At 37.5% G+C, this 14,658-nt stretch carries 11 protein-coding genes; 6 read left to right on the top strand and 5 right to left on the bottom strand.

Translation table 11 applies throughout. From position 1 onward, the window contains the following. Nucleotides 1-17: 17 nt before the first annotated feature. Entirely contained in the window at nt 18-992 is a 975-nt protein-coding gene (gene trpS, locus M4I44_RS04510) for a tryptophan--tRNA ligase (RefSeq protein ID WP_249966634.1), read from the bottom strand. Between the two features lie 204 nt (nt 993-1,196). Here trpS and M4I44_RS04505 point away from each other — a divergent pair, with 204 nt between their 5' ends. Continuing rightward, nucleotides 1,197-1,943, top strand: coding sequence for a 1-acyl-sn-glycerol-3-phosphate acyltransferase (locus M4I44_RS04505; RefSeq protein WP_017495768.1), 747 nt, complete (start codon nt 1,197-1,199; stop codon nt 1,941-1,943). A gap of 555 nt (nt 1,944-2,498) precedes the next feature. Here the strand turns inward: M4I44_RS04505 and recA are convergent. The 4 genes from recA to M4I44_RS04485 form a co-directional block, all read right to left on the bottom strand. Next, a complete protein-coding gene (recA, locus tag M4I44_RS04500) occupies nt 2,499-3,506 on the bottom strand; it encodes a recombinase RecA (RefSeq protein WP_017495770.1) in 1,008 nt (335 codons plus the stop codon). A 148-nt stretch (nt 3,507-3,654) separates the two neighbouring features. Continuing rightward, nucleotides 3,655-4,164 (bottom strand): acyl-CoA thioesterase, encoded by a 510-nt coding sequence (locus M4I44_RS04495; protein WP_026109914.1) that lies wholly within the window; start codon nt 4,162-4,164, stop codon nt 3,655-3,657. 135 nt (nt 4,165-4,299) lie between these two features. Beyond that, nucleotides 4,300-4,683: a DoxX family protein gene (locus M4I44_RS04490; RefSeq protein ID WP_249966633.1), complete on the bottom strand. Its 384-nt coding sequence runs from the start codon at nt 4,681-4,683 to the stop codon at nt 4,300-4,302. A gap of 7 nt (nt 4,684-4,690) precedes the next feature. After that, a complete protein-coding gene (locus tag M4I44_RS04485; RefSeq protein ID WP_017495773.1) occupies nt 4,691-5,839 on the bottom strand; it encodes a DNA polymerase III subunit delta' in 1,149 nt (382 codons plus the stop codon). A gap of 437 nt (nt 5,840-6,276) precedes the next feature. Here M4I44_RS04485 and M4I44_RS04480 point away from each other — a divergent pair, with 437 nt between their 5' ends. From M4I44_RS04480 to M4I44_RS04460, 5 genes are all read left to right on the top strand, one after another. Then, entirely contained in the window at nt 6,277-6,729 is a 453-nt protein-coding gene (locus tag M4I44_RS04480) for a hypothetical protein (RefSeq protein ID WP_017495775.1), read from the top strand. Between the two features lie 185 nt (nt 6,730-6,914). Beyond that, nucleotides 6,915-8,207 (top strand): hypothetical protein, encoded by a 1,293-nt coding sequence (locus M4I44_RS04475; RefSeq protein WP_017495776.1) that lies wholly within the window; start codon nt 6,915-6,917, stop codon nt 8,205-8,207. A 100-nt stretch (nt 8,208-8,307) separates the two neighbouring features. Further along, nucleotides 8,308-8,721, top strand: coding sequence for a hypothetical protein (locus tag M4I44_RS04470; protein ID WP_249966632.1), 414 nt, complete (start codon nt 8,308-8,310; stop codon nt 8,719-8,721). Beyond that, a complete protein-coding gene (sprC, locus tag M4I44_RS04465) occupies nt 8,718-10,199 on the top strand; it encodes a gliding motility protein SprC (RefSeq protein ID WP_249966631.1) in 1,482 nt (493 codons plus the stop codon). The genes M4I44_RS04470 and sprC overlap by 4 nt, the downstream gene beginning before the upstream one ends. 1 nt (nt 10,200) lies before the next feature. Continuing rightward, nucleotides 10,201-14,649: a type IX secretion system membrane protein PorP/SprF gene (locus M4I44_RS04460; protein ID WP_249966630.1), complete on the top strand. Its 4,449-nt coding sequence runs from the start codon at nt 10,201-10,203 to the stop codon at nt 14,647-14,649. Nucleotides 14,650-14,658 lie beyond the last annotated feature (9 nt).

Here is a 14,658-nt window from a genome sequence, read left to right as displayed (position 1 = left end):
CCCGTCGGTTTAGATGTTTATTTACTAAATCCAAGAACTTCTCTTACTTTGGCTAAAACTCCATCAGCAATTACGGAAGCTTTTGATGCTCCTTTTTTCAGTAAAGCGTCTACTTCTTCAAGGTTGTTCATGTAGTAAGTATATCGTTCTCTTTCGGTTTTAAACTTTTCTATAATCAGTTCAAACAAAGCCTGTTTGGCGTGACCGTATCCATAGTTTCCTCCTAAATAGTTGGCTCTCATTTCGGCGATTTGCGTTTCGGTTGCCAGCAAGGAATAAATGGCAAAAGCATTACAAGTGTCCGGATTTTTAGGTTCTTCAAGTGGCGTACTATCGGTTTCAATACTCATTACCTGTTTACGAATTGTTTTATCGTCAAGGAAAATATTGATCAGATTGTTAGCTGATTTACTCATTTTTCCACCGTTTGTTCCCGGAATCAGTTTGCCGTCTTCCTGAATTTTAGCTTCCGGAATTACAAAGGTTTCGCCCATTTGGTGGTTGAAACGCGAAGCGACATCACGAGTGATTTCTAAATGCTGTAATTGATCTTTACCAACAGGAACAAATTCAGCATCATACAATAAAATATCGGCGGCCATTAACATCGGATATGTAAAAAGTCCGGCGTTAACGTCGTCTAAACGATCGGCTTTATCTTTAAATGAATGTGCCAGAGTCAGACGCTGAAAAGGAAAAAAGCAGCTTAAATACCAGGTTAATTCTGTCGTTTGTACCACATCAGATTGTCTGTAAAAGGTTACTTTATCAGGATTTAGACCACAGGCTAGCCAGGCGGCAGCAGTGCTGTAGGTGTTTTCTCTAAGAGTTTTACCGTCTTTAATTTGTGTAATCGAATGTAAATCAGCGATAAATAAAAAGGATTCATTTGCCGGATTGTTTGATAATTCGATTGCAGGAATAATTGCTCCCAATAAATTGCCTAAGTGTGGCGTTCCAGTACTCTGAACACCGGTCAGTATTTTTGCCATTCTCGTTTTTTCTTAATCTTTCAATCACAAAGATTGCAAGTTTATTTTTTTTAACCGCAAAGGTCGCAAAGTTTTTTACAAAGTGGGCAAAGTTTATCAAACATCTCATTGATTTTAAGTTTTATTTTGGAGAAAAGAGTAAGATTTAAAAATTCTAAGGAGCGAAAAATCCAAATTCATTTCTGATTTATTACATTTGAAACCATGAAAGGATTAAAAGTTGTTTTTTGGGTTTTATGGCGTGTATGGTTTTATATTTTAATGGCCATTCCGATATTGATTATGCTGCCGTTTTTGCTAGTTTCTATAGCATCAGAGAAGGGTTACCCCTATTTTTTTAAAATGGCCCGCATTTGGGCTAAATTTATCCTTTTCGGGATGGGTTTTTATTATAAAGTCGAGCGTGAAGAGAAGCTGGTTCGAAATAAGAGCTATATGATCGTGGCCAATCATACTTCGATGACCGATATTATGCTAATGCTGGCTCTGGTTAAAAATCCGTTTGTTTTTGTTGGAAAGAAAGAACTTTCGAAGATTCCTTTGTTTGGATTTTTCTATAAAAGAACCTGTATTTTAGTTGATCGAAGTTCTTCGAAAAGTAAAAATGAGGTTTTTAAAAGAGCGCAAAACAGGTTGAATCAAGGGCTTAGTATTTGTATTTTCCCTGAAGGTGGAGTTCCTGACGATGAATCTATTTTACTGGATGAGTTTAAGGACGGTGCTTTTCGTCTGGCAATCGAGCACCAGATTCCGATCGTTCCCATTGTTTTTGCAGATAACAAGGAAAGGTTTTCATATACTTTTTTCAGTGGAAGTCCTGGAAAAATGCGTGCAAAGGTACTTCCTTTTGTTTCTACAGACGGATTGACTGCTGACCATCGAAAAGAATTACGAGATCAGGTGAGACAGATGATTTATAAAGATTTACTGAAGTTTAAAAACAAAGAGTAGTAACTCATTTTAAGGATAAAACCCGGCAAAATTTTGAAAATTGCCGGGTTTTCTTTTGAATTAAAATTACTCCATTTTATATTCAATAATGATTATCTATGAATTATTTTTTCGGAAATAAAACGCAATACTTTTCTCAATTTCAATTTGGTTTTTTTACGGTTTTTGTTGTACAACACTTCTATTCTCTCTTTCATGGTTAAAATATTTTAGGTTGATACTAAAGAGTTTAACAAAACTCAAGTTAATGATATACTAGTATAGAGCGTAAAAAATGAAAAAGGTTGCGTGAAAAGGTGAAAAAAAAGAATAAAAACCCGTTAGAACCAAAAAACTAACGGATTTTTATTGAACAAACCAACCAAATTTAAAGAAAAACCTTTGATCAGATACTTTTGGCTAAGTACCAGTCAAATCTTTTGTCTCTTACTAAGATGGCTCGGTTGCGGAATGGTTGCGTCAGTAAATGCATATTTTTTTAAATAAAAAACCCGATCATTTTTTGGAAAGGATCGGGTTGTATGTAAAGTATTGATTGTAATACTTTTAATGATTTTAAGCGTCTGCTAATTCTTTGATATGTGCTTTGATTTTAATCTCAAGTTCGTCCGCTAATTCCGGATTATCTTTGATCAAAGCTTTTACAGCATCACGACCTTGTCCTAATTTGGTGTCGCCATAACTAAACCAGGAACCTGCTTTTTTAACGATTTCAAATTCAACAGCAAGATCAAGAATTTCACCAGTTTTAGAAACTCCTTCTCCGTACATAATATCAAATTCGGCAGTTTTGAAAGGCGGAGCAACTTTGTTTTTTACAATTTTAACTTTGGTTCTGTTTCCAATTACATTTTCACCGTCTTTAATTTGCGAAGAACGACGAATATCTAAACGTACCGAAGCGTAGAATTTTAGAGCATTACCTCCCGTTGTGGTCTCAGGATTACCAAACATAACACCAATTTTTTCCCTCAACTGGTTGATGAAGAAAACGGTACAGTTTGTTTTACTGATGGTTCCGGTAAGTTTTCTTAATGCTTGTGACATTAAACGTGCATGAAGACCCATTTTTGAATCTCCCATTTCACCTTCGATTTCACTTTTTGGAGTCAATGCAGCAACAGAGTCAATTACCACAATATCAATTGCTCCTGAGCGAATTAAATTTTCAGCAATTTCCAGCGCTTGTTCTCCGTTATCCGGTTGCGAGATGATTAAGTTTTCGATATCGACACCCAATTTTTCAGCATAATTTCTGTCGAAAGCATGTTCAGCATCGATAAAAGCAGCTATTCCGCCGGCTTTTTGAGCTTCAGCTATTGCATGCAAGGTTAGAGTGGTCTTACCAGAGGATTCAGGACCGTATATTTCAATAATTCTTCCTTTTGGATATCCATTTACTCCAAGGGCTAAATCAACGCCAAGTGAGCCAGAAGAAATCGTTTCTACCTCCACAATGGCTCTGTCGCCCATTTTCATTACGGTTCCTTTTCCGTAGGTTTTGTCAAGTTTATCAAGCGTTAGTTGTAACGCTTTTAATTTGGCTTCTTTGTCTGAACTCATCTTTTCTTAAATGTCTAAATTGTTATTTTTTTCTTTCAAATAAATGTAAAGAAGATACTAACTTCTTGATCTTTATTAGGCAGGCTTATATTTTGTAAAAATAGTTCTTTTTTCGAAGTTTGATTGTTCCAAATTGTCACAATTTGTACTACAAGAATAAAGCCTTTAATTCTGTGGCATCGGAAGGATTTAGTTTCCCGGCTAACACTAAACTAAGTTGTTTACGACGCAAAGCAGCATCAAAACGTTGTATTTCAAGTTCAGTTTCAGGCAATATAGCAGGTACTTCTACAGGTCTGCCGGTATCGTCTACGGCTACAAAAGTGTAGATGGCTTCGTTGGCTTTGGTTCTGTTACCAGATTCGCGGTCTTCTACCCAAACATCAATGAAAACTTCCATTGAACTTTTGAAAGATCTTGAAACTTTTGCTTCAACCGTTACAACACTTCCTAACGAAATAGCTCTGTTAAAAGCCACGTGATTTACAGAGGCCGTAACTACAATTCGGCGGGAATGTCTGCGGGCTGCAATACTTGCGGCACGATCCATTCGGGCTAATAATTCGCCACCAAAAAGGTTGTTTAAAGGATTTGTTTCACTTGGTAAAACTAAATCGGTTAAGATTGTAAGGGACTCTGATGGGTGTTTTGCATTCATTTTTTTACTGTAAATTTTATTTTTTGCCACAACTTTATTTTTTGATTTCAATTCAGTTTTGTTTTACGAATGTTGAATCTGTGACGATTTAATTTTTATTTTTTATTGACTTTAAAGCGGTACGATTATGTCAGATTAGTTCAACCAGTAAACCGCCATTACTGCCGGAACAAAATAGATAACTATGGTTCTTGCACCGTCGTAATCTTTGGCTAACCGCTGTCCGAAAAGCATCATTAGCAATGTGATACATGAAAATATAGCTCCGTATAAACCAAATTCCCGGCCACTGTCGGTGAGCAATTGTATCGCTCCGACAACACATAAAATTCCGGAGATTAATTCCATAATTAAAAGATGAAGCAAGGCAAGTGGTACTTGGTTTTTAAGTCTTGTTTTGGCAAAATGTCCTTTAAGCCACTCGACATTGTCTTTCCAGTAAAATATTTTTTCGTATCCGGACTGTAAGAAGGTTAAAGCTAAAAATGCTAATAGTAAAATGGAGGCAACATTATTCATTTGATAACTATTTTTTGTGGATTAAACGAGTCAGTTTTATAGATAAGTCGGTTAAAATTATTTTTGCATTTCCGTTTCTTTCGATATGATACATCGCATCCGAAAGTTCTTTGAAAATTTCGTGAATATTGTTCCCGTTGACAAAAGGTGCAAAATTTTCGAGTTTGAATTTATCTACTTTTGGTTCGATGTACACAAGAGTAGGAGCCTGATAGTTAAGCAGCAAGGCTTGTCGAAACATTTCCATGCAAAACTGGATGAATTTTTTCTGACTTTCACGTCCCAGACCGGCAATTTCTTCACTCCAGGAAATTAAATCCTGAATGGCAGCTGCATTTCCTTTCGCTCTAAACGCAGCACGAACCCAGTTGACAAACCATTGTTCGAAAGGTAACTCTGAATCATCTTCTTTTATGAGATGTAAGGCCTTACTAAAATTTCCCTGTGCCTGATGTGCGATTTTAAAAGCTAATTTTTCGTCGATATTTTCTTTAGAAACTAAAGCTTCTGCAATTACTTTTTCGGGAAGTCCGTTAAAGTGAATAACCTGACAACGGGATCGGATGGTTTGAATTATATCTTCTTCGTTTTCAGAAATAAGAATAAAAATAGTCTTGTCTGAAGGTTCTTCGAGTAATTTTAAAAGTTTGTTGGAGGCGGCAATATTCATTTTATCGGCCATCCAGATAATCATAATTTTGTAACCGCCTTCGTATGATTTTAGTGAAAATGATTTCAAAACTTCCTGTGCATCTTCAACTCGAATTTCTCCTTGTTTGTTTTGAACACCAAGTACTTTGTACCAGTCAAACAAACCTCCATATGGCATTTCCTGTATAAAAGTGCGCCAGTCCTGAATAAAATCTAAACTTTTGGGTTTTGTTTTGACATCCTCAGTGGTCACTGTCGGATAAATAAAATGCAAGTCGGGATGAGAGAGATTTTGAAATTTCAAATTGCAGGAATCATTTCCGTTTGAGTTTTCGTCTCCTGTGTTGTTGCACAAAATATATTGTGCGTAGGCAATTGCTGTTGATAATGTGCCACTTCCTTCCGGCCCAATGAATAGTTGTGCATGCGGAATTCGTCCGGAAGCTGCACTTTTTATCAAGTGACTTTTGATGTAATCCTGACCTAAAATTTGAGAAAATTGCATGAAGCAAAGATAGAAGAAAATGATGTAGTCAAAAATTTTAGCTCAAAAGTTTATCCATACAGAGACATTTCTAATAATCATGAAGATTTCGGACTGTTTTTTTGACGTTTGTTAACCAACTTTTGTTAATAAACATAGCAAGATGTGGAGATATTAAGACTTTTTTGTTAATAGTTTTTTGCTGTATAACGATTAACGAAAGCTTTTTTTGATTAATACTGTAGCGTATTGTTTTGTTTTTATAGCCAATATCTTACCCTTTAAGATCGAGTCAATTTTAACTAAAACCTCGTTAAAACGCACATTTTCTCGACATAACGCTGGTTTTTAAGCTTTTTTTAAGCTTTTTTTTTGAAAAAAGAAATTAATAAAGTTGCAGTTTAAGTTAATTTCTATATTTTTGTTTTTATGAACAACCAATTATAAACTAAGAATCTATGAAAGGGAAAATTATTTTATTAAGTGCACTTTTTTTTATGACGACTGGTGCCATTTCGGCTCAGGCGAAAAATGCTCCAAGAAGTATAATCAGTACAACTGCGATTATTCGCAAATACCATGATCAAAAAGAACTGAGTGGTATGCAAAAAGGAGAACTTTTAGAATTGTACATCGAGCGTATTAAAGTTTTAGTAAAAACTCTTCCTTACATTGCTTTGGTAACAAAACCGGGAGTTACAATGGCCGACTTAGGTATTCCGGACGACAACGAACACAAAAAAGTGTTAGATGGACAGGCTGTTGGTACAACAACATTTTTAGATACAACAGTAGAATTTCAAAGAAAGATGATGCCGTATTCTGATAAAGGAAACTTAATCGCCGCAATTTTATTCTACGAAAGCACATTGAAATCTTTACACGAGTTCAACGAATTGAACGAAATGTAATATTTATAATTTTTAAAACTTTTTTTGTCAATGTCTATATAGATGATTAAATTTATATAGATGTTTTTAGAAAAGAAATAAAAAACAACTCTCTCGAAAAGTTCTGAGTATTATCAGAAAATTCGAGACGAGTTTTTTCATTTACGCATACCCAAATTTATTATTAACTGTAATACCCCCTTATCATGAAAAAAATTACTCAAATGATCTGCGTTCTTTTGACAGTTACGAGTATGAGTGCTCAACAAGAGAAAGGAATTATGGGCTACAACAATTGGTTGAACAACTGGACCGAATTTAAGCCTAACAAAGTAGAGTATGGAGAAGCAAACCAAATTTTAGCAGGAAATATTTCTGTTAATACTAAATTGCTGAAAAAGAATATTTACGTACTGCAAGGTAATGTTTATGTTACGAACAATGCAGTTTTAACTATTGAACCAGGAACTTTAATCATTGGTGATTTTGAAACAAAAGGAACTCTTGTTGTAACAAAAGGTGCCCAAATTATGGCCGATGGTTTAGAGACTGACCCAATTGTATTTACTTCAAACCGTAGCCAGAAAAAAGCTGGAGACTGGGGTGGAATCGTAATTCTTGGCGATGCACCAATTAATAAATTTGGAAATGTTGGTTCTTATAACTTAGATCTTGATCCTAGTTTAACGACTTACGGTGGTGATAATGCTGCTGCTAATTCAGGAATTTTAAGATTCGTAAGAGTTGAATTTGCAGGTAAAAAAGTAAAAGGTGTGGACACTTTCAACGGTATAACTTTTGCCGGTGTTGGATCTAAAACAGTACTTGACAACGTTATGGTAAGCTACTCTGGCGGTGACTCATTTGCCTTTTTTGGAGGTGATGTAAACGCTACTAAATTTGTATCTTATAAATCAATCAATGACGATTACAAATTTACTCAGGGTGTACAATGTCGTTTGTACAATTCATTAGCAGTAAGATCTTCTTATTTATCAAGTAATAAAGACGGTTCTCGTTGTATGGAAGTAAAATCTTTCGAAAAGAAAAGTGAAACAGATTTTACTAAAAAACAAACTTTAGTTGTTGCAACTAATATCACTATGCTTAATGACAGCGAAAACATCAAAGCTGATATTCAGTCAGGATTAGTAAAAGAAGCTGTTTTTGTAGCTGAAAATGCTTCTCTTGAAATGAAGCGTAGTGTAATTTCCGGATTTAATCCAGCTGTTTTATTAGACAGTAAAACAGAAATTAATGATGCTAATCTTAAGAAAATCAAATTTGAAGAAATGTACTTTAACCTATGTAACGGAAATATCTTTACAGAGTACAACTCAAACAATGAAGACTTAGAAAGCTGGTACGGAAATAGTGTATTTTTCAATGTGTATTCTCAAAGTAACAACAGAGAGACTTTCATTGATATTTTCAATCCTAAGAAACCAGATTTCAGATTGCAATTAGGAAAAATTACAGCGTCTAGCAGCAACAGATAATAGATTTCGATTTTTATTTCAGCGTAAATTTTATTAATAAAGTCCCCAGACACAATTTATGTATTCGTCTTAATACCGGACAAATAAAGATCAAGACATAATGGCAACATCTAGAAAAAAATATTTTATATATATAATATTTTTGGTTTTCCCTATTTCGCTTAGTTTATATGCTCAAAATACCACAGTAGAACGACCTACTTCTACTGAAGCAATAAGCGAAATTAGAGGCTGTGAGAACCAAAAGATAAAAAATGCTGATCCAGTATGTATCGGCGAATTAGATAATTCTAATCAGTTATTAGCAGGGCTATCCATCCCCAAGGATAGCCTTTCTATGGCAGCTGAAGGGAAACATCAGAATTCAGAGTGCAAAGAAAATTCGTTTTTAACCGGTTCTTTTTCAGTTCTTGCAAAGGATATTATCGAGAACTATAAGTACGATTTTTCTGAAACATTTATTGATATCCTCTTTTTTGAAGACATAGATTTAGCAAGAACACGCACTATATGATTCAAAAAATTACCCCAAATTTCACCAAAATAGTGCTTTTGTTTTCTTTAGTTGTTTTAACTAAATTAAATTCATATGCCCAAACGCCAGTAATAGGACCACAGCAGCTTCCCTTTGAGAGAATCTGCGCTGGTTTTATTGTCAATGGCGTTGTGTTTAATGAATATTTTGCAACTTTCAGCTACGTGGATTTTCCCGCTGGAACAACTTTTGCCGTAGAACTTTCTGATGAGACTGGAAGTTTTACAAACCCAACTGCGACTACAACACTTGCGGTTACAGATGACACTGCTTTAAAACAACAAACAATTAAATTTGCGGTTCCTACTAATCTAAAAGGATCAGATGTATACAGTTTACGCGTTAAGAGCTTAAATACTACACCTGTGGTAAATAGCCCAAGATTTAAGAACGCCGTTGGTAATACAACCTTTTCTGTTTATTACAGTACTTATGTAAGTTCGTTTTATATTAACGAAAAACAGCCAACAGCGTCTTTTTGTGCTGGCGGAAATCTTACACTCTCCGTTTATAATCCTACACCTTCTGATCAGGCTTCGTCACCTGCTAATTATTCCAATCTAAAATACAAATGGTACAAAGATGGTGCTGTAATTGCCGGGCAAAGTTCTAAAGATTTGATTGTAAATTCTGCCGGAAAATATTATGCCGAAATTGACTATGGTTTATGTTCTGATGTAAATTTTAGCTCTAATCGTGTTGATGTAACCACATCAGGATCGGGAGGATCGGCAGTTACCATTAGCTCTAGTTTAGGAAACCCATTTTGTGCATCCGGATCAGGAACTGTTTTAACAGCTACTTCCGGAAACACTTATGTATGGAAGAAAGACGGAGCGATAATTTCTGGTGCTACTACCCGTAGTATTAATGCAAATGCATCGGGAGTTTATACTGTGCAGGTTGATTTTGGAGGATGTAGTGCTACAGGAACTATCGATCTGAAAAGTAATAGCTTTAATGCGAGTATAGATGCTCCGGAAACCACTTCGTTAAACGAGGGGGAGACTCTGAATGTTTCAGTTACAACAGATGCTTCAAATCCTACTTTTGAATGGTTTTTAAATGGGAACGCAATTGCAAGTGCAACATCAAGTTCTTATGTTGTATCTGTTCCTGGTAATTATAAAGTTAAAATTTCTCAGGCATCGGGCTGTATTTCTTCTCAGGAGTTTAGTTTTAAAGTTACGGGGCCAATGGCGTCGACAACAGTGATTCCTAATGTTGTAAGTCTCCAGAATCCTTATTGGAATATTCCGGATGTTTATAAAACAGTCCAGACGAAAATAATAATCATGAGCTCTAATGGTGAAATTATGTATGACGGTTTAGGTAGTGATTATAATCCTGAAACCAATACGTTTATAAAAGATTTTAAAAATGTTAATCCGGTATATTACTATGTCATTAAATCCGACAATGGTGAAAAAAAAGGATCAATAACTGTAATAAGGTAATATGAAGAAAATTTTACTATTCATCACACTATTTTACGGTTTTTCAAATACACTCTATTCTCAGGACAAAAATGAGGATGGAGTTGTTTCGTTTTCGTTACCTATTAGAAATTCTTTAAAGTTTAATCGATATTTAATTAACCCGGCTTTTAGCTTTGTTCGTGAAACAAATGCATATGCCAGTTTTTATAATAAAAGGCAATGGGTGCAGTTTGAGAATGCACCAAACAGCTATTTAGCTAATTATTCGGGCCGTTTCAGAGAGAATGAAGCTTTTGCTTTTGGTCTGTTTCAGCAAAATTATGGTTTAATGACGGTCTTTGGAGGAATTGGAAACTTTGCACATAACATTGTTTTAGAGCAAGACAGTAATTTAACTTTTGGTTTAAATGTTGGAGTATACCAAAGCGGTTTAAATAAAGGAAAAATCATCTCAGATGATCCAAATATTTTAATGGGTGATTATCCATCAAATACTTTGCTTACAGTTAATCCTGGAGTAAATTACGGAACAGAGTTCCTTGACTTTGGATTAGCGGTAAACAATCTTATCCTTTATAATTTCGGTGGTGGAATTGTAAAAGAAGATCCTGAAAGAGCGATTCAGTTGCATGCCATGTATACAGGATATATTGATAGTTATGGCTTTTTTGACAGAAGTAAATTTTCAGGAATTGTAAAAACAGAAGTTAAAAAAGGTAAGACAGTAATTTCCGGACTTGCGATGATTGCAATTCCAAAAGGAGTTTGGGCTCAAGCCGGATACAATACATTATATGGGATTTCTGCCGGTCTTGGATTTAATATCTCTCCAAGTATCGCATTTGAATACAACTATGAAAAAGGCATGGGAAATTTTACCAATATGGGTGGTTCTCATGAATTTACAATTGCTTATAAATTTAAAAATAAAAACTATTACTATGGTGATGATGAAGAAGGCTCTTTAATAGATCCGGCTAAACCAAAACCGGTATTGGCAAAACCATCATCAGCGACAACTGCTGAGAGAACTGATGGTGCAGAAAAAGCGAGACTGGCTGCGGATGCTAAGGCTAAAGCCGATGCAGAAGCGCTAAAAGTGAGACTTGCGGCAGCCGAAAAAGTGAAGGCTGATGCAGCAGCGGCAGCAAAAGCAAAATTAGAAGCAGACAATAAAGCCAAAGCTGATGCCGAGGCAATTAAGATAAAAATAGCCGCTGATGCAAAAGCAAAAGCCGATGCTGCAGCAGCGACAAGAGCACAAACTGCAACGGCAAACAGAGCTGTTGCTGCAGAACAAAAAACACAGGCTCAGCTGGCTGCTGATAAGGTTAGAGCCGATGCTGAAGCCCGCAGAATAAAATTAGCTGCAGATAATAAAGCGAGAGTAGATGCAGCGGCAGCGGCAAGAGCAAATGCTGCCAACGCCAATAAACCTGCAACGACGCCACAAAAAACACAGGCACAACTGGCTGCTGATAAAGCTAAAGCTGATGCCGAAGCAATGAAATTGAAATTGGCCGCAGATGCTAAAGCAAAGGCTGATGCTGAAGCTGCTAAAGCAAAAACTGCTGCAGAAAATAAACCGGCAACAGCGCCACAAAAAACTCCGGCTCAATTAGCCGCTGACAAAGCAAAAGCTGATGCGGAAGCCGCTGCAAAAGCAAAATTAGCTGCCGATGCTAAAGCAAAAGCCGACGCGGAAGCTCTGAAAATAAAACTAGAAGCAGATGCAAAAGCGAAAGCTGATGCTGCAGAAGCAAAACGTAAAGCAGATGCAAAAGCGAAAGCAGAAGCTGCAGACTTACAATCAATTTTAGCTGCAGATGCTAAAGCCAAAGCAGATTCAGATGCGCTTCAGGCGAGACTGGCTGCTGAAGCGAAAGCCGCTGCTGCTGCTGCTGCAAAAACTAAGGCAAGTATAGATGCTGCCAATAAAGCAAAATTAGCTGCTGATGCGAAAGCTAAAGCCGCTGAAGAAGCTGCCTTAAAAGAAAAACAAGCTGTTGAAGCTAAAGCCAAAGCAGATGAAGAAGCCAGACAAGCCAGAATCGCTGCTGATGCGAAAGCGAAAGCCGATGCAGAAGCTCTTAAAGCGAAGTTGGCTGCGGATGCTAAAGCGAAGGCCGATGCAGAAGCACTTCAAGCGAAGTTGGCTGCTGATGCTAAAGCCAAAGCAGATGCAGAAGCTCTTCAGGCAAAATTAGCTGCCGACGCTAAAGCGAAAGCCGATGCGGAAGCACTTCAAGCGAAGTTGGCTGCCGATGCTAAAGCCAAAGCGGATGCGGAAGCCCTTCAGGCAAAATTAGCTGCCGATGCAAAAGCAAAAGCGGATGCGGAAGCTCTTCAGGCAAAATTAGCTGCCGATGCTAAAGCCAAAGCGGATGCAGAAGCCCTTCAGGCAAAATTAGCTGCCGATGCAAAAGCAAAAGCGGATGCGGAAGCTCTTCAGGCAAAATTAGCTGCCGATGCTAAAGCCAAAGCAGATGCCCAGGCTCTTCAAGCGAAGTTGGCTGCCGATGCTAAAGCCAAAGCCGATGCGGAAGCTCTTCAGGCGAAATTAGCTGCCGACGCTAAAGCGAAAGCTGATGCAGAAGCCCTTCAGGCGAAGTTAGCTGCCGATGCTAAAGCGAAAGCTGATGCAGAAGCCCTTCAGGCGAAGTTAGCTGCCGACGCTAAAGCGAAAGCAGATGCTGAAGCTCTTCAGGCGAAGTTAGCTGCAGATGCAAAAGCCAAAGCGGATGCTGAAGCTCTTCAGGCGAAATTAGCTGCTGATGCTAAAGCAAAAGCTGATATGGAAGCTTTACAAGCTAAATTACTTGCGGATGCGAAGGTAAAAGCGGATGCTGAAGCAACTGCGAAAGCGAAAGCAGATGCAGAAGCAAAACAATTACAGGAAGCGGAAGAAGCTCGTTTGGCAAAATTAGCTGCTGATGCAAAAGCAAAAGCAGATGCAGAAGCCCTTCAGGCTAAGTTAGCTGCTGATACCAAAGCGAAAGCAGATGCTAAAGCCAAAGCCGATGCAGAAGCTCTCCAAGCGAAGTTAGCAGCAGACGCTAAAGCAAAAGCAGATGCAGAAGCTCTTCAGGCGAAGTTAGCTGCTGATGCTAAAGCAAAAGCAGATGCCCAGGCTCTTCAAGCGAAGTTAGCTGCTGATGCTAAAGCCAAAGCCGATGCAGAAGCTCTTCAAGCGAAGTTGGCTGCCGATGCTAAAGCAAAAGCAGATGCAGAAGCCCTTCAAGCGAAGTTAGCTGCTGATGCTAAAGCGAAAGCAGATGCCCAAGCTCTTCAAGCGAAGTTGGCTGCCGATGCTAAAGCTAAGGCTGATGCGGAAGCTCTTCAAGCGAAGTTAGCTGCCGATGCTAAAGCGAAAGCTGATATGGAAGCTGCACAAGCGAAGTTATTGGCGGATCAAAAAGCGAAGGCCGATGCTGAAGCAACAGAAAGATTAAAAGCTGAGGAAGAAACAAGACAGTTGCAATTAGCAGAAGAAGCTCGTTTGGCAAAATTAGCTGCCGATGCTAAAGCTAAAGCTGATGCGGAAGCTCTTCAGGCTAAACTTGCTGCCGATGCACTTGCAAAAGCTGCTTCAGCTCCAAAAGATGATACAGCGAAAGCAATAGATAACTTATCTCAGTCTATCGAGAGCGCAAGTAAAATGCAGAAAGATTTATTGTCACAGTTTAATACAACAGTGGCAAGTAAACAAAAAGACTTGAATGACTTAAGAGAAGAGAATGATTTAAGTGAAAAAGGAATTTATAAAGAACCAAAACCTTTCAAAAGTGTGGCGGCTGAGAACAGTCAGCTAGAAGCTTTAAAATCTCAACTTGCTGAAGTAAATAAAGCACAGAAAGATGAAATTGCGAAGTTGACTAATCTATACAATGAAAGGCTTAAAAAGTTTCCTAATAAAAACGATGCTTTGAATAAGGCTTATCTGGAAAAGATAAACGAGTTAAAAGCAGCACAATTGAAAATGGAACAGGATAGCGCAACATTACTTTCTAATTTAGAACGTATCAAGGCCGAGACTGAAATTGAGAAAAAACGTCGAATCAAACGTGCAGCATATGAGAATGATCAGGGTCGATATGCACAGGATGTTGCCGCTCTTAAGCGTATTAGAGAAACAACAAAATTAAGCAGTACGCCTCTAACAGCAAGTGATTTTGATTTTGGTGAAGACCAATCAAATATGCAGATTATCAAAAATATTAAGAATGCTGATGGTGGATATTATTTAATTATTGCGGTTCACAGTAGTGTTGAAAAACGCGATCAGTTCCTGGCTAAAGCAGTTGCAGCAGGACGTACAGATGTTAATTTCTTCTACAATGTAACGACAAGTAAGTATTACATCTATTATGAGAAATTCGACGGACTGTCAGAAGCTACAAAAGCACTGGAAGCAAAAGGTACTAAGCCATACAATGGGAAAATGGCAATTGTGAAAGTGGAGAATTAATACAATTAT

It is taken from the genome of Flavobacterium sp. B183 (assembly GCF_023539155.1).
Lineage (GTDB): Bacteria > Bacteroidota > Bacteroidia > Flavobacteriales > Flavobacteriaceae > Flavobacterium > Flavobacterium tructae.
This window is presented reverse-complemented; position numbering and strand designations above follow the sequence as displayed.